Origin of the sequence: Burkholderia semiarida, assembly GCF_029268935.1 — a bacterium.
Classification (GTDB): domain Bacteria; phylum Pseudomonadota; class Gammaproteobacteria; order Burkholderiales; family Burkholderiaceae; genus Burkholderia; species Burkholderia semiarida.
This window is the reverse complement of the sequence record NZ_JAHLCL010000007.1, coordinates 943995-963958: the sequence shown is the minus strand read 5'-3', so window position 1 is coordinate 963958 and position 19964 is coordinate 943995. Positions and strand designations below refer to the sequence as shown.

General features: G+C 65.3%; 19 protein-coding genes and 1 tRNA gene. 15 read left to right on the top strand and 5 right to left on the bottom strand.

The features are described from left to right. Positions 1 to 54: 54 nt before the first annotated feature. Positions 55 to 1728, bottom strand: coding sequence for an electron transfer flavoprotein-ubiquinone oxidoreductase (locus tag KPB06_RS17400; protein ID WP_089464717.1), 1674 nt, complete (start codon positions 1726 to 1728; stop codon positions 55 to 57). 180 nt (positions 1729 to 1908) lie between these two features. Between KPB06_RS17400 and KPB06_RS17395 the strand changes: the two genes are divergently transcribed. Continuing rightward, a complete protein-coding gene (locus KPB06_RS17395) occupies positions 1909 to 2691 on the top strand; it encodes an SDR family oxidoreductase (protein ID WP_011545236.1) in 783 nt (260 codons plus the stop codon). Positions 2692 to 2723: 32 nt separating this feature from the next. Then, on the top strand, positions 2724 to 3164 hold the full coding sequence (locus tag KPB06_RS17390; RefSeq protein WP_059575825.1) for an acyl-CoA thioesterase: 441 nt from the start codon (positions 2724 to 2726) through the stop codon (positions 3162 to 3164). Positions 3165 to 3286: 122 nt separating this feature from the next. On the opposite strand, the gene KPB06_RS17385 is transcribed toward KPB06_RS17390, so the two are convergent. Next, positions 3287 to 3832 carry a LuxR C-terminal-related transcriptional regulator gene (locus tag KPB06_RS17385; RefSeq protein ID WP_059575823.1) on the bottom strand — a complete coding sequence of 182 codons (546 nt, stop codon included), beginning with the start codon at positions 3830 to 3832 and terminating at the stop codon, positions 3287 to 3289. A 220-nt stretch (positions 3833 to 4052) separates the two neighbouring features. On the opposite strand from KPB06_RS17385, the gene KPB06_RS17380 reads away from it, so the two are divergent. Both KPB06_RS17380 and KPB06_RS17375 read left to right on the top strand, forming a co-directional pair. Beyond that, positions 4053 to 4757, top strand: a complete 705-nt coding sequence (locus KPB06_RS17380) for a CoA transferase subunit A (protein WP_059575822.1) — start codon at positions 4053 to 4055, stop codon at positions 4755 to 4757. 1 nt (position 4758) lies between these two features. Further along, positions 4759 to 5400, top strand: coding sequence for a CoA transferase subunit B (locus KPB06_RS17375; protein WP_059575820.1), 642 nt, complete (start codon positions 4759 to 4761; stop codon positions 5398 to 5400). A 75-nt stretch (positions 5401 to 5475) separates the two neighbouring features. Here the strand turns inward: KPB06_RS17375 and KPB06_RS17370 are convergent, their stop codons facing one another. From KPB06_RS17370 to KPB06_RS17360, 3 genes are read right to left on the bottom strand one after another with little or no spacing between them, the layout of a single operon-like run. Continuing rightward, positions 5476 to 6189 (bottom strand): SDR family oxidoreductase, encoded by a 714-nt coding sequence (locus tag KPB06_RS17370; RefSeq protein WP_059575818.1) that lies wholly within the window; start codon positions 6187 to 6189, stop codon positions 5476 to 5478. 38 nt (positions 6190 to 6227) lie between these two features. Next, positions 6228 to 7238 (bottom strand): polysaccharide deacetylase family protein, encoded by a 1011-nt coding sequence (locus KPB06_RS17365; RefSeq protein WP_059575814.1) that lies wholly within the window; start codon positions 7236 to 7238, stop codon positions 6228 to 6230. Between the two features lie 11 nt (positions 7239 to 7249). After that, positions 7250 to 7807 (bottom strand): ester cyclase, encoded by a 558-nt coding sequence (locus KPB06_RS17360; protein WP_059575812.1) that lies wholly within the window; start codon positions 7805 to 7807, stop codon positions 7250 to 7252. A 135-nt stretch (positions 7808 to 7942) separates the two neighbouring features. Here KPB06_RS17360 and KPB06_RS17355 point away from each other — a divergent pair, with 135 nt between their 5' ends. From KPB06_RS17355 to pheT, 11 genes are all read left to right on the top strand, one after another. Then, positions 7943 to 8851, top strand: coding sequence for a LysR family transcriptional regulator (locus KPB06_RS17355; protein WP_059575810.1), 909 nt, complete (start codon positions 7943 to 7945; stop codon positions 8849 to 8851). A gap of 123 nt (positions 8852 to 8974) precedes the next feature. Further along, the gene (locus tag KPB06_RS17350) at positions 8975 to 9871 is read left to right on the top strand and encodes an alpha/beta fold hydrolase (RefSeq protein ID WP_059575808.1); all 897 of its coding nucleotides are present in this window, start codon (positions 8975 to 8977) and stop codon (positions 9869 to 9871) included. Between the two features lie 79 nt (positions 9872 to 9950). Continuing rightward, positions 9951 to 10304 (top strand): RidA family protein, encoded by a 354-nt coding sequence (locus tag KPB06_RS17345; protein ID WP_006486103.1) that lies wholly within the window; start codon positions 9951 to 9953, stop codon positions 10302 to 10304. Positions 10305 to 10343: 39 nt separating this feature from the next. After that, positions 10344 to 12578 carry a RelA/SpoT family protein gene (locus KPB06_RS17340; protein ID WP_104012259.1) on the top strand — a complete coding sequence of 745 codons (2235 nt, stop codon included), beginning with the start codon at positions 10344 to 10346 and terminating at the stop codon, positions 12576 to 12578. Between the two features lie 84 nt (positions 12579 to 12662). Continuing rightward, positions 12663 to 12739, top strand: a tRNA-Val gene (locus tag KPB06_RS17335). Between the two features lie 271 nt (positions 12740 to 13010). Next, entirely contained in the window at positions 13011 to 14918 is a 1908-nt protein-coding gene (gene thrS, locus KPB06_RS17330; RefSeq protein ID WP_006486105.1) for a threonine--tRNA ligase, read from the top strand. Positions 14919 to 14967: 49 nt separating this feature from the next. Beyond that, positions 14968 to 15492, top strand: a complete 525-nt coding sequence (infC, locus tag KPB06_RS17325; RefSeq protein WP_081066449.1) for a translation initiation factor IF-3 — start codon at positions 14968 to 14970, stop codon at positions 15490 to 15492. A gap of 190 nt (positions 15493 to 15682) precedes the next feature. Beyond that, entirely contained in the window at positions 15683 to 15880 is a 198-nt protein-coding gene (gene rpmI / locus KPB06_RS17320; protein ID WP_004191477.1) for a 50S ribosomal protein L35, read from the top strand. Positions 15881 to 15910: 30 nt separating this feature from the next. Continuing rightward, the gene (gene rplT, locus KPB06_RS17315) at positions 15911 to 16270 is read left to right on the top strand and encodes a 50S ribosomal protein L20 (protein WP_004192938.1); all 360 of its coding nucleotides are present in this window, start codon (positions 15911 to 15913) and stop codon (positions 16268 to 16270) included. Between the two features lie 148 nt (positions 16271 to 16418). Continuing rightward, positions 16419 to 17432, top strand: coding sequence for a phenylalanine--tRNA ligase subunit alpha (pheS, locus tag KPB06_RS17310; protein WP_275906306.1), 1014 nt, complete (start codon positions 16419 to 16421; stop codon positions 17430 to 17432). Between the two features lie 98 nt (positions 17433 to 17530). Then, positions 17531 to 19960, top strand: coding sequence for a phenylalanine--tRNA ligase subunit beta (gene pheT, locus KPB06_RS17305; protein ID WP_059575800.1), 2430 nt, complete (start codon positions 17531 to 17533; stop codon positions 19958 to 19960). Positions 19961 to 19964 lie beyond the last annotated feature (4 nt).

The window sequence follows — 19964 nt, the reverse complement described above, 5'->3', positions numbered from 1 at the left end:
CGGTATGCCGTGACCCACGCAAAACGCGCCGCTCGTGGCGGCGCGTTCCGGTCGTTACATGTTCGGGTAATTCGGCCCGCCGCCGCCTTCGGGCGTGACCCACACGATGTTCTGCGTCGGGTCCTTGATGTCGCAGGTCTTGCAGTGCACGCAGTTCTGCGCGTTGATCACGAGCCGATCGCCGCCGTCGTCGTTCTTCACGAACTCGTACACCGCCGCCGGGCAGAAACGCGCCTCCGGCCCCGCGTACGTGCGCAGGTTCACGTTCACCGGCACGCTCGCGTCCTTCAGCGTCAGGTGCGCCGGCTGGTTCTCCTCGTGGTTCGTGTTCGAGATGAACACCGACGAGAGGCGATCGAACGTCAGCTTGCCGTCCGGCTTCGGATAGTCGATCGGCTCGCATTGCGACGCCGGCTTCAGCATCTCGTGGTCCGCGTGCTGGTGATGCAGCGTCCACGGCACGTTGCCGCCCATTACCTTCTGCTCGATCCCGACCATCAGCGTGCCCAGATACAGGCCCTTGGCCATCCACTGCTTGAAGTTGCGCGCGCGGTACAGCTCCGTGTACAGCCACGATTGCTTGAACGCGTCCGGGTACGCGTTCAGCTCATCCGACTGACGCCCGGCCTGCACCGCGTCGAATGCCGCATCGGCCGCCAGCATCCCGGTCTTGATCGCCGCATGGCTGCCCTTGATCCGCGATGCGTTCAAAAAGCCCGCGTCGTCGCCGATCAGCGCGCCGCCCGGGAACACCGTCTTCGGCAGCGACAGCAGGCCACCGGCCGTGATCGCGCGCGCGCCGTACGACACGCGCTTGCCGCCTTCGAGGAACGCGCGGATCGACGGATGCGTCTTGTAGCGCTGGAATTCCTCGAACGGCGACAGGTACGGGTTCGTGTAGCCGAGGCCCACGACGAAGCCGACCACCACCTGGTTGTTGTCCATGTGATACAGGAACGAGCCGCCGTACGTATCGGACTTCAGCGGCCAGCCGGCCGTGTGGATCACGAGCCCCGGCTTGTGCTTGGCCGGATCGATTTCCCACAGTTCCTTGATGCCGATCCCGTACGCCTGCGGATCCGCGTTCGCGTCGAGCTTGAACTTCGCGATCAACTGGCGGCCGAGGTGGCCGCGGCAACCTTCGGCGAACAGCGTGTACTTCGCGTGCAGCTCCATGCCGAGCTGGAAGTTCTCGGTCGGCTCCCCGTCCTTGCCCACGCCCATGTTGCCGGTCGCGACGCCTTTGACCGAACCGTCGTCGTTGTAGAGGATCTCCGCGGCGGGGAAGCCAGGGAAGATTTCCACGCCCAGCGCCTCGGCCTGCTGGCCGAGCCAGCGCGTGACGTTGCCCAGCGAGATCACGTAGTTGCCGTGATTCTTGAAGTTGTCGGGCAGCGCCCAGTTCGGCGTCGTGACCGCGCTCTTCTCGGACAGGAACAGGAAACGGTCTTCCGTCACCTCGACGTCGAGCGGCGCGCCGCGTTCCTTCCAGTCGGGAAACAGCTCGGTGATCGCGCGCGGGTCCATCACCGCACCCGACAGGATGTGCGCGCCGATCTCGGAACCTTTCTCGAGCACGCACACGCCGATCTCGGCGCCTTTCTCGGCGGCCAGCTGCTTGAGCCGGATCGCCGCCGACAGCCCGGCGGGGCCGCCGCCGACGATCACGACGTCGTATTCCATCGATTCGCGCGGGCCGTATTGCTCGATGAGGCTTGCGGGGGTCATTGGCGTTCCTCTAACCGTTAGAATGCTTTTATTCGGGAGCGTATTGTCTGCGAAACGAAACGCTTGCCGCAACAACATGCAGGTAGATTAGCACGATCGTTCTATTTTTTGTGCTAGGGTAATGCCGCTCGGGCTGTGCCAGCCCGGGCTGGCGCAACGACATCGAAAGGGGATGTGCAAATGGGTCGATCGATCAATCTGGAAGGCAAGGTTGCGCTGGTCACGGGCGCGTCGAGCGGCCTCGGGCAGCGTTTTGCGCAGGTGCTGTCGCAGGCCGGCGCGAAGGTCGTGCTCGCGAGCCGCCGCGTCGAGCGCCTGAAGGAGCTGCGTGCGGAGATCGAGGCGGCGGGCGGTGCCGCGCACGTCGTGTCGCTCGACGTGACCGACGTCCAGAGCATCAAGGCGGCCGTCGCGCATGCGGAGACGGAAGCCGGCACGATCGACATCCTCGTGAACAATTCGGGCGTGTCGACGATGCAGAAGCTCGTCGACGTCACCCCGGCGGATTTCGAATTCGTGTTCGATACGAACACGCGCGGCGCGTTTTTCGTCGCGCAGGAAGTCGCGAAGCGGATGATCATGCGCGCGAACGGCGGCGGCAACGGCAAGCCGCCGTGCCGGATCATCAACATCGCGTCGGTGGCCGGGCTGCGCGTGTTTCCGCAGATCGGGCTGTACGCGATGAGCAAGGCGGCGGTCGTGCAGATGACGCGCGCGATGGCGCTGGAGTGGGGCCGCCACGGCATCAACGTGAACGCGATCTGTCCCGGCTATATCGATACCGAAATCAATCATTACCTGTGGGAAACCGAGCAGGGCCAGAAGCTGCAGTCGATGCTGCCGCGCCGGCGCGTCGGCAAGCCGCAGGATCTCGACGGGCTGTTGTTGCTGCTCGCGGCCGACGAGTCGCAGTTCATCAATGGCTCGATCATCTCCGCGGACGACGGCTTCGGCCTCGCGTGAGCGGATGACATTTCGCAACAAAGAAGACTGCAATGAGCGCAACAAGCGATTACTCTCCCGTTTTTGAGATGTCGATGCCGATCCGCTGGGGCGACATGGACGCGTTCGGCCATGTGAACAACACGGTCTATTTCCGCTACATGGAGCAGGCGCGGATCTCGTGGTTCGAGCAGCTCGGCATTGCGGGCGGCAACGGCGAGGGGCAGGGGCCCGTCATCGTCACCGCGTCGATGGAGTTCCTGAAGCAACTGCACTATCCGGGTGACGTGATCGCGAAGATGTCGGCTGCAAAGCCCGGCCGAAGCAGTTTCGACACCGGCTTCGAGCTCACGCGCGCGGACGATCCGCAGCATGTCTATGCACGCGGCAACGCGCGCTGCGTGTGGGTCGACTACGCGCTCGGCAAGTCGGTGCCGCTGCCGCCACTGCTGCGCGACACGATCGAGCGCGCGCTCGCGACGAAAGTCGGCTGAGCGCGGATACCGGCAGGCCTGCGCAAGGCCGCCGGTGGCGCGCCGTGCCCGATGTTTCCCCGGATCGGCCGCCGCGCGCGGCCGATCGTCATTCGCGCGTCGCGATGCTATGCAATGCGCGTTTACTGCCCGAGCAGGCGCTGCAGCAGTTCCGGCGTGTTGTTCGTCCCGTATTTGCGCATCAGCCGCGCGCGATAGATGTCGACCGTGCGTGAGCTGATGTCGAGCACGCGCCCGATCTGCTTGCTGGTCTTGCCGGTCGCGAGCTGGGCGGCGATCTCGCGCTCGCGCGGGGTCAGCTCCACCGCGACGCGGCGCGTCGCGCTCAAATCCTCGAAGGTCCAGACGCCCGCCGAGAGTGGCGCGGTGCGGTCGAGCGCGCGGCCCGTCACGTGGCACCAGAACAGCTCGCCGTCCGCGCGTTTCATGATTCTGTCATCCGAGTAGACGCCGTTCGCGACCATCACGCGGGCGATGCGCTCGCCGATGCGCTGGAATTCGTCCGTCGACGGGTAGAGCACCGCGTACGATTTCCCGATCAGGTCGGCCCGTGCGCAGCGGAAGATCGACGCGAGCGCGTCGTTGCAATCCTCGATCACCCGGTCGCGCGACAGCACGAGGCCGAGCGGCGCGAGGTGGAAGGCGGTCTGGTAATCGAGCTCGGGCATGGCGCAGGCAAGCGGAGGCAAATGCTTATGTATTTTTGCGTATTGTGCCGCATCGGCGTCACATCGTACCCTTTCAGGCATCTCGCGGCGGTGTGTCGCGACATAAAAACAGCGCGCTTCGACGCAGGCATCGCCGCGCATGCATAGAATGGTGCGGCGGGCTTGCGCCACGTGGCGCGTGAACCGGTTTTGCTGGTTTCCATAGAGGAAGGGACAACAGATGAACAAAGTCTATCCAAGCGCGGCTGCCGCGCTGGAGGGAATCGTCCGCGACGGACAGACCTTCGCGGTGGGCGGCTTCGGCCTGTGCGGCATTCCCGAGGCGCTGATCGCGGCGTTGCGCGATTCGGCCGTCAAGGGCATCACCTGCATCAGCAACAACGCGGGCGTCGACGGTTTCGGCCTTGGCCTGCTGCTGGAAACGCGCCAGATCAAGAAGATGATCTCGTCGTACGTCGGCGAGAACAAGGAGTTCGAGCGCCAGTATCTGGCCGGCGAGCTCGAGCTCGAATTCACGCCGCAGGGCACGCTCGCCGAAAAGCTGCGCGCGGGCGGCGCGGGCATTCCCGCGTTCTTCACGAATACCGGCTACGGCACCGTGATCGCGGAAGGCAAGGAAACGCGCCAGTTCGGCGATTGCCACTACGTGCTCGAGCCGTCGCTGACGGCCGACGTCGCGCTCGTCAAGGCGTGGAAGGCCGACAAGTCCGGCAACCTGATCTACCGCCGCACCGCGCGCAACTTCAACCCGATGTGCGCGATGGCCGGCAAGATCACCGTGGCCGAGGTCGAGGAGATCGTCGAGAACGGCGCGCTCGATCCGGACCACATCCATACGCCTGGCATCTTCGTGCAGCGCATCGTGCTGAACGCGACGCCTGAAAAACGCATCGAACAACGCGTCGTACGCGCGAAAGGAGACTGACATGGCCTGGAATCGTGACCAGATGGCCGCGCGCGCGGCGAAGGAACTGCAGGACGGCTTCTACGTGAACCTCGGCATCGGCCTGCCGACGCTCGTCGCGAACCACGTGCCGGAAGGCGTCGAGGTGTGGCTGCAGTCGGAGAACGGCCTGCTCGGCATCGGCCCGTCGCCGACCGAGGACGAAGTCGACGCCGATCTCATCAACGCCGGCAAGCAGACCGTCACGACGCTGCCGGGTTCGTCGATCTTCTCGTCGGCCGATTCGTTCGCGATGATCCGCGGCGGTCACATCAACCTCGCGATCCTCGGCGCGATGCAGGTCAGCAAGCAGGGCGATCTCGCGAACTGGATGATCCCGGGCAAGATGATCAAGGGGATGGGCGGCGCGATGGACCTCGTCGCGGGCGTGAAGCGCGTCGTCGTGCTGATGGAGCATGTCGCGAAGGGCGATCAGCACAAGATCCTCGACGAATGCAACCTGCCGCTCACGGGCGTCGGCGTGGTCGACCTGATCATCACCGATCTCGGCGTGATCGAGGTGACGCCGGCCGGGCTGAAGGTGCTCGAGCTCGCCGACGGCGTGAGCGTCGACGAGATCCAGGCGAAGACGGGCGCACCGCTCGACGTCAGTGCCGTGGCCTGACATTACCTCGTTGCGTCATCCTCGACGCCCCGCGTTCCCGACGGAACGCGGGGCGTTTTGTCATGACCGCATGTGTCACGCAATCGCGCCGCCGCCGTCGATCAGCACCGTCGAGCCGGTTGCATAAGGCGTTGCCGCCAGGTACACGATCGCATTCGCGACATCCTCCGGCTGACCGACCCTGCGTGCCGGCAGCCGCTGCGCGGCGCCCGCATACATCGCGTCGCGTGCGTCGGGAGCGAGGTTGTCCCATAGCGGCGTCGCGATCAGGCCCGGCGACACGGTATTCACACGCACCGGCGCGAGCTCCAGCGCCAGCCCGCGGGCGAGCGCCTCGAGCGCCGCGTTGATCGCGCCTTGCAGGACCGACGACGCGCTCGGCCGCACGCTGAGGTAGCCCGACACGAACGTCAGCGAACCGCCGGGCGCGATATCGATCGCGCGGGCGATGCGGTAGGCGCCCCAGAACTTGCTGTCCATCGCCGCCTGCGCGTCGTCAAGCGGCAGCGCGCGGACCGGTCCTGTGGCCGTCTTCGCGGCAGAAATCACGACGTGGTCGAACTGGCCGGCGCGGGCGCAGAATGCATCGACGTTCGCCGTATCTGTGATGTCGAGCGTTTCGGTTCGCACGTGCTCGCCCGGTATGGCGTCGATATCGAACCTGCCCGGATCGCGCGACGCGATCGTCACGCGCGCGCCGCGTTGCGCGAATGCCGTCGCGGTGGCGGCGCCGATGCCGGAGCTTCCTCCGACGACGAGTACTTTCTTTCCGTGGAGCGGATCATTCATGAAGGTCTTTCCTGGGTGATGAGTTGAACGGCATCCGGTCAGATCGTTTCGGTTTCGCGCAGCGTCGACGGGCTATGCAGCGCGAAGCGCGCAATGTCGTCCTTGCGCATGAAAGCGACACCCGGGTGTGATCGCGCGTAGTGCAGGAAGTCGTCCCACGCACGGACCATCTGCGGCGTGCCGCTGATCCGGTCGTGCGCACTGATCGACATCAGCCGCCGCCTGTGGCCGGCTTCCGCGTACAACTGGTCGAAATCGAGCTTGATTTGCTCGACGAACATCGTCGGCGAGTAGTTGCGGCCTTCGATCAGCAGGATGTCGTTGTTGCGCAGCGTGTACGGAACCACCGCGAAATCGCGACCATCGACGGTCTCGATGAACGGTTCGTCGCGACTGACGTCGTCGATGTGATACACGTAGCCGAGTTCCTGCAGCAGCGACAACGTATGCGGCCCGCGCCGCAGCCAGTTGCAGTTGTAGCCGGTCGGGCGCTGGCCGGTCACCGCTTCGACCATGTCGCGCGCTTCGGTCAGGAAGCGGCGCTCGTCGTCGCGGTTCATCGCGAATTGCGCGCGCCACGTCGGGCCGTGCGCGGCGGCTTCGTGGCCGCGCGACACGATCTCGCGCGCCAGTTCGGGGTGCCGGCGCGCGGCTTCCCCGATCATGTGCGACGTCACTTTCACGCCGTGTCGATCCCACAGGTCGAGCAGGCGCGGAATGCCTTCCCGGTAGCCATACGCGAACCAGGTGGCCGACGCGAGATCGATCGGCACCGACGGCGGAAACGCGACGGCCGGAAACGGGCTGTCCGCGCCGGTCGACGGTTGTCCGCCCGCCTCGAACTGCATCGAGATCGAGATCACGAGCCGCGCGCCGTCGGGCCAGAACGGCGTAGCGCCCGGCGCCGCGGGCGCCGGCGTCGGCGCGGCGGTGGCAGGCAGGGGCGTGCCTGCGGCCAGCGCGACGCCGGCAGCGAGCCCGGCGCCGGCCTGGGCCAGGAACGTGCGGCGCGGCAGGGGTGTCGCGGGCGTGTCGTTATCGTGAGTCATCGTCCTCTCCGTCAGCCGACGAGCCCGAGCTGACGCATCAGCGTCAGGTTGTCCTCGATGTGCCAGTTTTCCGCGATCCGGCCGTGATCGATCCGGTAGATATCGGTCGCGATGAAGTCGATTGCCTGTCCGCGCCCGGCCGTTCCGTTGAATGCGCCGGTGAAATGCCCGCGGAAATGCAGGTGCACGACGACCCGGTCGCCAGCCACGATCATCTGTTCGATGTCGCAGCGCAGGTCCGGGATCGCGCCGCGCATCGTGCCGGAGGCCGCGATCGGCCCCGCTATGCCTTGTTCGCGGCCGGGCGGCAGGGTTTGGTCGGTGAAGTCGTCGGCGAGCGCCGCGCGGGCGAGGGCGGGGTCGCCGGTATCCCAGAAGCTGCCGTAGCGGCGCGCGGCCAGGATTTGCGCGCGAGCCTGCGCGGCCGGCAAGCCTGCCGCGACGGTCAGGCTGTGCGGCGAGACGAGATCGGCGGCCTGGGACGCGGCGGGCCAGAGTGCCACGACGCAAGCGGCTGCCGCGAATGCGTGCGCGACGGGGCGGGCGGCCGAACGAAGGCGGATCGACATGATTTCGAGGGTCCTGTGAAGAGCGTCATGCGACGACGCGGAACAGGTATGGTAGGTTTCCGTTCTACATGCAAATACGGGCAAAAGGCGAATGGATTCTTCGAAAAAAGGAAAGATTGAAGCGAGGCTGGCACCATGACGCTCATCGACGATTTCCCGGCGCTCGATACCTTCGCGCGGATCGTGTCGGCCGGCAGCCTGTCGGCGGCGGCGCGCGAGCTCGACCTGTCGTTGTCCGTCGTCAGCAAGCGGCTCGCGCATCTCGAGTCGCGGCTCGGCGTGCGCCTGCTGCACCGGACGACGCGGCAGCAAACGCTCACCGACGACGGCGCGCAGTTTCACGCGCAGGTGCTGCGCATCCTGGCCGAGGTCGAGCATGCCGAAACGCTGATGCGCGATCGTCGCGGCACGGTCAGCGGCGTGCTGCGCGTGACGGCGCCCGGCGAGCTCGGCCGCCTGCGCATCGCGCCGCTCGTGGCGGCCTTTCAGCAGCGACATCCGCAATTGACCGTGCAGCTGGTGCTGACCGATGCGGTCGTCGATCTGCTCGCAGCCGACATCGACGTCGCCGTGCGAATCGGCAATCTTGCCGATTCGACGATGATCGCGCGCGAGCTGGCGCCGAATCATCGCGTGCTGTGCGCGTCACCGGGCTATCTCGCGGCGCACGGGCGGCCGGCTCATCCGGCCGAGCTCCGCGCGCACCGATGCATCGTGATGGGCGACCAGCCGCGTGCCGAATGGCGGTTCGACGGCGCGCAAGGCGGCGTGGCGGTCGAGGTCACGGCCGCGCTGCTGACGAACGACGGCGGCGCGGCGCGCACGCTGGCGCTCGAAGGCGCGGGCATTGCGTTGAAGTCGATCTGGGACGTCGGCGCCGATCTCGATGCCGGCCGGCTCGTGCGCGTGCTGCCGGCCTTCGAGGCGCCCGCGGCGCCGCTGCATGCCGTCTATCCCGGCGGCCGCCATGTTCCGTTGCGCGTGCGGACGTTCGTCGATTTCCTGCGCGAGCAGTTGCGCCACGCGTGGCGCCGCGACGCTTGAACCCGTCCCGGGCGGTGAGCCGGGCGCGTGGCGCCTCGTGATTCCGAAGCGGTTTACAATCGTTTGCATCGGGCGCCGCAAGCGTTGCCCTGCGCGTCGCCCCCGTTCGACAGGATGCCAACGATGCCAACGACCCCAGCGAATCCCGCGGTTCCCCGCCAGCGGCGCGTGCAGTGCGCGAGCGCGGCCGGCCTTCACCATGTCGCCTATACCGAGTGGGGCGATCCCGCGAATCCGCGCGTGCTCGTCTGCGTGCACGGCCTGACGCGGTCCGGGCGCGATTTCGACCGGCTTGCCGCTGCGCTGTCGGATACGTATCGCGTCGTCTGCCCCGACGTCGCCGGGCGTGGCCGGTCCGATCGGCTGGCCGATCCGCGGCTCTATGCGATTCCGCAGTACGTGGCCGACATGGTGACGCTGATTGCACGGCTCGACGTCGAATCGGTCGACTGGTTCGGCACGTCGATGGGCGGGCTGATCGGCATGGCGCTCGCCGGGCTGCCGGGTTCGCCGCTGCGCCGGATGATCGTCAACGACGTCGGCCCGCGCATCGAGCCCGATTCGCTGACGCGCATCGGCGAGTACCTCGGCGTGCAGCCGCGCTTTGCGACCGAGCAGGAGGGAATCGACTATCTGACGTCGCTGTCGCTGCCGTTCGGTGCGCTGAGCGCCGACGAGTGGCGCGAGATCAACGGGCCGCTGCTGCACGAATTGCCCGAAGGCGGCTGGACGATGCGCTACGACCCGCGCATCGCCGAGCCGTTCAAGGCGACGACACCCGAGCTGGCCGCGCTCGGCGAGGCCGCGCTGTGGCGCGCGATCGAGACGACGGACGCGACGCTGCTCGTCGTGCGCGGTGAGACGTCCGACCTGCTGTCGCGCGAGACGGCGGATGAAATGGTGCGTCGCGGCCGGCATGTGACGCAGGTCGAGATTCCGGGCGCGGGCCACGCGCCGGCGTTCGTCAGCGCCGACCAGATTGCGCTCGCGCGGCGGTTTTTCGTCGAAGGCGACGCATAAACGCGTCATAATATGCGGTTCGGCGGCACGTGGGCCGTGCCGCCGCCCGATTCCTTACCCATCACGACCGGAACATTTCATGGCAGTCATTCGTCACCACGTCGGGGCCCGTCTCTCCGAAACCGCGATCCACAACGGTACCGTGTATCTGGCCGGCCAGATCGCCGAAGACACCACGCAGGACATCCGCGGCCAGACGCGCGAAGTGCTCGGCCACATCGATCGCCTGCTCGCCGAAGCGAACAGCGACAAGGCGCATCTGCTGTCGGTGCAGATCTACATCTCGGATCTCGCGAACTTCGAAGGCATGAATGCGGAGTGGGACGCATGGGTCGCACCGGGCAACACGCCGCCGCGCGCGACCGTCGAGGCGAAGCTCGCCGATCCGGCGCTGCTCGTCGAGATCGTGGTCGTCGCCGCGCAGCGGAGCTGAGCGTTATCCGACGATGACCGTATTCCGGCAGGCCGTGCCATGACCGAATCCGTTTCCGCTTCTCCCGTCGCGGCGCCGTCGTTCGACGACGTGCTCGCGTTCGTGCGCGAGCGGGCCGGCGACGCGCGCCTGTCGTCGGGCGAGCTGCTCGCCGATCACTCGGCGGGCACGGCGGCGATCATGCGCACGCTGAACGTCGATCCGCACGCGATGCAGGCCGCCGCGCTGTTCGTGCTGACGCCGCACCTGAGCGACCCCGAGCGCGAGCTGACCGAGCGTTTCGGCGACGAGGTCGCGCGGCTCGTGGCCGACGTGCGCAAGCTGTTGCGGCTCGGTACCGTCAGCCTGCGCGCCGCGCAGAACGCGAAGCCCGACGCCGGGCGCGACGCGGCGGAGGAGCGGCGCACGCAGATCGAGGCGCTGCGCAAGATGCTGCTCGCCTTCGCGCAGGACATCCGCGTGGTGCTGATCCGGCTCGCGTCGCGGTTGCAGTCGCTGCGCTACTACGCGGCCGCGAAGCTCGATCCGCCGCCCGACGTCGCGCGCGAGACGCTCGAGATCTATGCGCCGCTCGCGAACCGTCTCGGTATCTGGCAACTGAAGTGGGAACTCGAGGATCTCGCGTTCCGCTTCGAGGATCCCGTCACCTACAAGCGGATCGCGAAGCTGCTCGACGAAAAGCGCATCGAGCGCGAGGCGTACGTCACGCAGGCGATCGCGCGGCTGCAGCACGAGCTCGCGCAGGCGCACATCCAGGCCGACGTGAGCGGCCGGCCGAAGCATATCTACAGCATCTGGCGCAAGATGCGCGGCAAGGAGCTCGATTTCTCCGAGCTGTACGACGTGCGCGCGTTTCGCGTGATCGTGCCCGACATCAAGGATTGCTACGCGGTGCTCGGCATCGTGCATCACCTGTGGCAGCCGGTGCCGAAGGAGTTCGACGACTACATCTCGCGGCCGAAGCCGAACGGCTACAAGTCGCTGCATACGGTCGTGATCGGCGACGACGGCCGCGCGTTCGAAGTGCAGATCCGCACGCAGGAGATGCATCGTTTCGCGGAGTACGGCGTCGCCGCGCACTGGCGCTACAAGGAGGCCGGCGCGCGCGGCTATGGCGGCCAGTTCTCGGCGAGCGACAAGTACGACGAGAAGATCGCGTGGCTGCGCCAGTTGCTCGCATGGAAGGACGACGTCGAGGACGGCGCCGAAGTGTCGGGCGACCAGGCGTGGGCGCAATTGCGCGAGACGTCGCTCGACGACGACCACATCTACGTGCTGACGCCGCAGGCGCGCGTGATCGCGCTGCCGCAGGGCGCGACGCCGGTCGATTTCGCGTACCACCTGCACAGCGAGCTCGGCCATCGCTGCCGTGGCGCGCGCGTCGACGGGGCGATGGTGCCGCTGAACACGCCGCTCGCCAACGGCCAGACGGTCGAGATCGTCGCGGTGAAGGAAGGCGGGCCGTCGCGCGACTGGCTGAACCTGCAGCTCGGTTACCTGAAGAGCTCGCGCGCGCGACAGAAGGTGCGTGCGTGGTTCAACTCGATCGAGCAGGAAGAAAACGTCGCGCACGGCCGCGCGCTCGTCGAAAAGACGCTGCAGCGCGAGGGCAAGACGTCGGTCAACCTGGACAACCTCGCCGCGAAGCTCGGCTTCAAGTCGCCCGAGGAACTGTTCTCGGTCGTCGGCAAGGAAGAGTTCAGCCTGCGCAACGTCGAGCACGCGCTGTCCGATGCGCCGCCGCCGGAACCGGCGCCCGAGGCGCCGGCCGATTTCGAGAAGCGCAGCAGCGGTGCGAGCGTCGCGCACGGCGCGTCGACCGGCGTGCTGGTGGTGGGCGTCGACGCGCTGCTGACGCAACTGGCGCGCTGCTGCCGTCCGGCGCCGCCCGATCCGATCAGCGGTTTCGTCACGCGCGGCAAGGGGATGTCGATCCACCGCACCGACTGCCCGACGTTTCGCCGGATGGTCGAACGCGCGCCGGAGCGCGTGCTGCAGACGACCTGGTCGGCCGACGTGCTGGGCGGGCGCGGCGCGTCCGTCTATCCGGTCGACCTGATGATCGAGGCGAGCGACCGGCAAGGGTTGCTGCGCGATATCTCCGAAGTGTTCGCGCGCGAAAAGATCAACGTCGTGGGCGTGAAGACCCAGAGCCGCCGCAATGCGGCGTTCATGCAGTTCACGGTCGAGGTATCGAATTCGGCGCAGGTGCAGCGCGCGTGCACGCTGCTCGGCGAGGTGCAGGGCGTCGTGCGGGCGGGGCGGAAGTCGTAATGGGGTTGGAACGGCGTCATTTTGCTGCGGCCGCATAAAACACTTGCCAAGCCGGCCGCCGCCCCATATAATCTTAGCTTCTCTAGGCTCGTAGCTCAGCTGGTTAGAGCACCACCTTGACATGGTGGGGGTCGTTGGTTCGAGTCCAATCGAGCCTACCAACGAATTGAGAATGCCCGGCCTCCGGGTGTTCGAAGCAGTACACAACTCAACGCGAACAAGGCGAATACGGTTATGACACCGCGAACGTTGACCGAAACCACTTCGGAGCGACGCTAGTCGAGGAACGTTTTCGCCCTTTCAGTTTGAGTGAAGTATCGAATGCGGCCCCTCGAAAGCGGGGCCGCATTTTTTTTGTCGCGAAATTTTCATGCGTGAGTTCGATCTCGCGTACCTGGTCTGCCGCCCACTGTCGGCATCACGGAGAGTGCTATGGTTTCGATACGCTTGCCTGACGGCTCAGTTCGACAATACGAGCATCCGGTGACAGTCGCCGAGGTTGCGGCCTCGATCGGTCCCGGTCTTGCGAAGGCTGCGCTTGGTGGCAAGCTCGATGGCGAGCTGGTGGACACGTCGACGGTAATCGACCGCGACGCGTCGCTCGCGATCGTCACCGACAAGGATGCCGACGGCCTCGACATCATCCGCCATTCGACCGCCCACTTGCTCGCGTATGCGGTGAAGGAACTGTATCCGGACGCGCAGGTGACGATCGGCCCGGTGATCGACAACGGTTTCTATTACGACTTCTCGTACAACCGCCCGTTTACGCCGGAAGATCTGGAAAAGATCGAAAAGCGCATGCAGGAACTCGCGAAGAAGGACGAGCCGGTCACGCGCCGTGTCGTGTCGCGCGACGAGGCCGCCGGTTACTTCCGCAGCATCGGCGAGAAGTACAAGGCCGAGATCATCGAGTCGATTCCGCAAAGCGACGAAATCAAGCTGTACTCGCACGGCGGCTTCACCGATCTGTGTCGCGGCCCGCACGTGCCGTCCACCGGCAAGCTGAAGGTCTTCAAGCTGATGAAGGTCGCCGGCGCGTACTGGCGCGGCGATTCGAAGAACGAGCAGCTGCAGCGGATCTACGGCACGGCCTGGACGAAGAAGGAAGACCAGGACCAGTACCTGCACATGCTCGAGGAAGCGGAAAAGCGCGACCACCGCAAGCTGGGCAAGCAGCTCGACCTGTTCCACATGCAGGAAGAGTCGCCGGGCATGGTGTTCTGGCATCCGAAGGGCTGGGCGCTGTGGCAGCAGGTCGAGCAGTACATGCGCCGCCGCGTCAACGAAGCCGGCTATCTCGAGATCAAGACGCCGATGATCATGGACCGCTCGCTGTGGGAAGCGTCGGGCCACTGGCAGAACTATCGCGAGAACATGTTCACGACGGAGTCGGAGAAGCGCGACTACGCGATCAAGCCGATGAACTGCCCGGGCCACGTCCAGGTGTTCAAGCACGGCCTGCGCTCGTACCGCGATCTCCCGCTGCGCTACGCGGAATTCGGCTCGTGCCACCGCAACGAGGCGTCGGGTGCGCTGCACGGCCTGATGCGCGTGCGCGGCTTCGTGCAGGACGATGCGCACATCTTCTGCACGGAAGACCAGTTCATCTCGGAATCGATCGCGTTCAACACGCTGGCCATGAGCGTGTACAAGGATTTCGGTTTCGATCACATCGACATCAAGCTGTCGCTGCGCCCCGATCAGCGTGCGGGCACGGACGAGACGTGGGATCGCGCCGAGCAGGGTCTGCGCGATGCACTGACCGCCTGTGGCCTCACGTGGGAAGAGTTGCCGGGCGAGGGTGCGTTCTACGGCCCGAAGATCGAGTACCACATCAAGGATGCGCTCGGCCGTTCGTGGCAGTGCGGCACGCTGCAGCTCGACATGGTGCTGCCGGAGCGCCTGGGCGCCGAGTACGTGGCGGAAGACAACAGCCGCCGCCGGCCGGTGATGCTGCACCGTGCGATCGTCGGTTCGATGGAGCGTTTCCTTGGCATTTTGATCGAGCACCATGCTGGTGCAATGCCGGTTTGGCTCGCGCCGTACCAGGCAATTGTGCTCAATATCGCCGAAAGTCAGGCCGAATATGCGCAGTCTCTGGCCCAATCGTTGCAAAAACAAGGGGTTAGAGTGGCGGCCGATTTGCGCAACGAGAAGATTAGCTATAAAATACGCGAGCACACGCTGGAAAAGGTGCCTTATCTCCTCGTCGTGGGCGATAAGGAGCGTGATGCGCAAACGGTAGCCGTGCGTGCCCGTGGCGGCGTCGACCTTGGCGTTATGCCGGTCGAAGCCTTCGTTGAGCGTCTGCAGGAAGACCTGCGCTCGTTCAAGTAACCGCCCTGGCAGCGCGGCTCGTTTTTTTAATTTTTAGAGGAAACGTAACATCGCTACTGATAAGTCGTCGCACCGCATCAACGGTGAAATCACTGCGCCGGAAGTGCGCCTGGTCGGGATCGAGAATGAACCGCTCGGTATCGTAAAACTCGCTGACGCTTTCCGTAAATCGGAAGAACTGGATGTTGACCTGGTGGAAATCGCGCCGCAAGCGGTGCCGCCGGTTTGCCGTCTGATGGATTACGGCAAGTTCAAGTACCAGGAATCGAAGAAGCAGCACGAAGCGAAGCTGAAGCAGAAGGTCATCCAGGTCAAGGAAGTCAAGTTCCGTCCGGGTACCGATGACGGGGATTACAACGTCAAGCTCCGCAATCTCGTGCGCTTCCTCGAAGAGGGCGACAAGACGAAGATCACGTTGCGTTTCCGCGGCCGCGAAATGGCTCACCAGGAAATCGGTATGCGGATGCTCGAGCGTCTGCGCACGGATCTCGACGAAGTCGGCCAGGTCGAGCAGATGCCGAAGATGGAAGGGCGCCAGATGATCATGGTGCTCTCGCCGAAGAAAAAGAAGTAACGGGCCCGCGCGCATCGCGCGCAGGTTCGACAGTGGTTCGGCGCGTTGCCCGGTCAGGGCGGCGCGCCAGCAACGACGGCGGCTGCGCAAGCGGTTCGCCGTACACAAGTGGACTGGGTTTCGAAGGGCGGGTCAAGGGCGCAAGCCAACCGCACACCCATCGCCATCTAATAAACTGGAGTTGTTCGTCATGCCTAAGATGAAGACCAAGAAGAGCGCTGCAAAGCGCTTCGTGGTGCGTCCGGGCGGTACCGTCAAGCGCGGTCAAGCCTTCAAGCGCCACATCCTGACCAAGAAAACCACGAAGAACAAGCGCCATCTGCGCGGCGCAACGGCAGTTCACGATTCCGATCTGAACTCCGTCCGCGCGATGCTCCCGTTCGCGTAACCCCTCAACTGATACTCCAAGGAGAGAAACATGCCTCGAGTCAAACGTGGGGTAACCGCACGGGCCCGCCACAAGAAGATCATCAACCTGGCCAAGGGTTATCGCGGCCGTCGCAATAACGTCTACCGCATCGCCAAGCAGGCGGTGATGCGCGCTGGTCAGTACGCGTACCGCGATCGCCGCAACAAGAAGCGTGTGTTCCGCGCACTGTGGATCACGCGTATCAACGCGGCAGTTCGCCAGCACGACATGACCTACAGCGTGTTCATCAACGGCCTGAAGAAGGCGTCGATCGAACTCGACCGTAAGGTGCTGGCCGACATGGCGGTGTTCGACAAGGCTGCTTTTGCTGCGATCGTCAAGCAGGTGAAAGCCGCCGTTGCAGCCTAATTGCGAAATTAGCACTGCGTGGTTAGTTGCAGCGAGGTTCCGGTAGTCTCGGCCGCTGCAGCGAAAACGGGGCTCTTCCGAGCCCCTTTTTTGTTTGGTGGGTAGATTTTCTCGCCAAGACCGAATGACGTTGGAAATGATGGGATCTATGGATCTGGACCAGATTGTCGCCGACGCGCAGCAGTCCTTCGAACAGGCTGCCGACATCACCACGCTCGAAAACGAGAAAGCTCGATTTCTCGGTAAATCGGGTGCGCTGACCGAGTTGCTCAAGGGCCTCGGCAAGCTCGATCCCGAAGCACGCAAGACCGAAGGCGCACGCATCAACGTCGCGAAGCAGCAGGTTGAAGCCGCGCTCACCGCCCGTCGCCAGGCACTGGCCGACGCGCTGATGAATCAGCGCCTCACCGCCGAAGCGATCGACGTGACGCTGCCGGGCCGCGGCGCCGGCACAGGCAGCCTGCACCCGGTGATGCGCACGTGGGAGCGGGTCGAACGGATTTTCGGCTCGATCGGTTTCGACGTGGCCGACGGCCCCGAAATCGAGACCGACTGGTACAACTTCACGGCGCTGAACAGCCCGGAGAACCATCCGGCGCGTTCGATGCAGGACACCTTCTACGTCGAAGGCAAGGATGCCGACGGCCGCCAGCTGCTGCTGCGCACGCACACGAGCCCGATGCAGGTGCGTTATGCGCGCATGAGCCGTCCGCCGATCAAGGTGATCGCGCCGGGCCGCACGTATCGCGTCGACAGCGATGCGACCCACTCGCCGATGTTCAATCAGGTCGAGGGGCTGTGGATCGACGAAAACATCAGCTTCGCCGATCTCAAGGGCGTCTATACCGACTTCCTGAAAAAATTCTTCGAGCGCGACGACATCCTCGTGCGCTTCCGTCCGTCGTATTTCCCGTTCACGGAACCGTCGGCCGAGATCGACATGATGTTCGAGCAAGGCAAGAACGCCGGCAAGTGGCTCGAAATTTCCGGCTCGGGCCAGGTGCATCCGACCGTGATCCGCAACATGGGCCTCGACCCCGAGCGCTACATCGGTTTCGCGTTCGGCAGCGGTCTCGAGCGCCTGACGATGCTGCGCTACGGCGTGCAGGATCTGCGGCTGTTCTTCGAGAACGATCTGCGTTTCCTGCGCCAGTTCGCGTAACGCTGCTCGCCGCGCCGACATGTGCCCGTGCATGCCCCCGCCGGACGTTTCCGAAGGGGCCCGGGCGCCGATCTAACCTGTTTCGAACGTAGACATCCATGCAATTCCCTGAATCCTGGTTGAGAACCTTTGTCGACCCGCAGCTGACGACCGACGAGCTGTCGCACGCGCTGACGATGGCGGGGCTCGAAGTCGAATCGCTGAGCAAGGCGGCGCCGCCGACGTCGAAGATCGTCGTCGGCTGCGTGCTCGAAGTCGTCAAGCATCCGGATGCGGACAAGCTCAATGTCTGCCAGGTCGACGCCGGCACCGGCGCGACGCTGAACATCGTCTGCGGCGCGCCGAACGTGGCGCCCGGCATCAAGGTGCCGGTCGCGCTGGTGGGCGCGGAACTGCCGCCGGCGGAAGAGGGCGGCAAGCCGTTCGCGATCAAGCTGTCGAAGCTGCGCGGCGTGGAGAGCCAGGGGATGCTGTGCTCGGCGCGCGAGCTGAAGCTGTCGGAAGACCACAGCGGGCTGCTGATCCTGCCGGAAGACACGCCGATCGGCCAGGACATCCGCGAGACCCTCAATCTCGACGACACGATCTTCGAAATCAAGCTGACGCCGAACAAGGCCGACTGCCTGTCGGTATTCGGCATCGCGCGCGAGACGGCCGCGATCACCGGCGCGCCGCTGACGCCGGTCGACATCCGCCAGGTGAACGTCGAGCTCGACGAAACGCTGCCGGTGCGCATCGCCGCGCCGGATCTGTGCGGCCGTTTTTCGGGCCGCGTGATCCGCGGCGTGAACGCGCGCGCGAAGACGCCGCAGTGGATGGTGGAGCGCCTCGAGCGTTCGGGCCAGCGCAGCGTGTCCGCGCTCGTCGACATTTCGAACTACGTGATGTTCGAGCTCGGCCGCCCGTCGCACGTGTTCGATCTCGACAAGATCCACGGCGGCATCGAGGTTCGCTGGGGCAAGCGCGGCGAATCGCTGAAGCTGCTCAACGGCAACACGGTCGAACTCGACGAAACGGTCGGCGTGATTGCGGACGACCGTCAGGTCGAAAGCCTGGCCGGCATCATGGGCGGCGACAGCACGGCCGTCACGCTCGATACGACCAACATCTACCTGGAAGCCGCGTTCTGGTGGCCGGACAGCATCCGCGGCCGCGCGCGCAAGTACAACTTCTCGACCGATGCGGCCCATCGCTTCGAGCGCGGCGTCGATTACGCGACGACCGTCGAACACGTCGAGCGCATCACGCAACTGATCCTCGAGATCTGCGGCGGCAAGGCCGGCCCGGTCGACGATCAGGCGGTGAACCTGCCGCAGCGCGCGCCGGTGAAGATGCGCGTGTCGCGCGCGAATCGCATCATCGGCGTGAAGATCGGCGCCGACGAGATCGCGAACATCTTCACGCGCCTCGGCCTGCCGTTCGAGCGTGAAGACGACGCGTTCCTCGTCACGCCGCCGTCGCACCGCTTCGACATCGAGATCGAGGAAGACCTGATCGAGGAAGTGGCGCGCATCTACGGCTTCGAGAAGATCCCCGCGCGGCCGCCGGTCGCGACGAGCGAAATGCGCGCGACCCACGAGACGCGGCGTTCGATCCACGACATCCGTCACGCGCTGGCCGCGCGCGACTACGCGGAAACCGTCAACTTCAGCTTCGTCGATGCGGAGTGGGAGCGCGATTTCGCGGGCAACGACAACCCGATTCGTCTGCTGAATCCGATCGCGAGCCAGCTTTCGGTGATGCGCACGACGCTGTTCGGCAGCCTGATCGCCGTGCTGCGCCACAACCTGAACCGGCGCGCCGATCGCGTGCGCGTGTTCGAGTCGGGCCGCGTGTTCGTCGCCGATCCGTCGGTGAAGGCCGGCGAGCTGGCGGTCGAGGGTCATGCGCAGCCGAAGCGCGTCGGTGCGCTTGCGTACGGTCCGGCACTCGACGAGCAGTGGGGCGTGGCGACCCGCGCGGTCGATTTCTTCGACGTGAAGGGCGATCTCGAAGCGCTGCTCGCGCCGGCGGTGGCACGCTTCGTGAAGGCCGAGCATCCGGCCCTTCATCCGGGCCGCAGCGCACGCATCGAGGTCGACGGCCGCGCGGTCGGCTGGATCGGCGAACTGCATCCGCGTCTGATGCAGAAGTACGAGCTGCCGCACGCGCCGGTGATGTTCGAGATCGACGCGGACGCGCTGATCGCACGTGCGCTGCCCGCGCCGACCGACGTGTCGAAATTCCCGCCGGTCCGTCGCGATATCGCCGTTGTCGTCGATCAGGCGGTCGAGGTACAGGCCCTTTTCGACGAAATGAAGAAGGCGCTTGCGGAAGACGCCTGCCGATTCGTTCAGAAGGTTGTACTCTTCGACGAATTTCGTGCAAAATCAAATACTTCCGGTGGCCTTGCCGCGAACGAGAAGAGCCTTGCCTTCCGCGTGACGCTGCAGGACGCGGCTGGCACGCTGCAGGACGAGGTCGTCGATCAGGCGATCCAGACGCTGGTCGAGCGGATGGCGCGTGCCGGTGCGCGTCTGCGCGGCTAGGGAG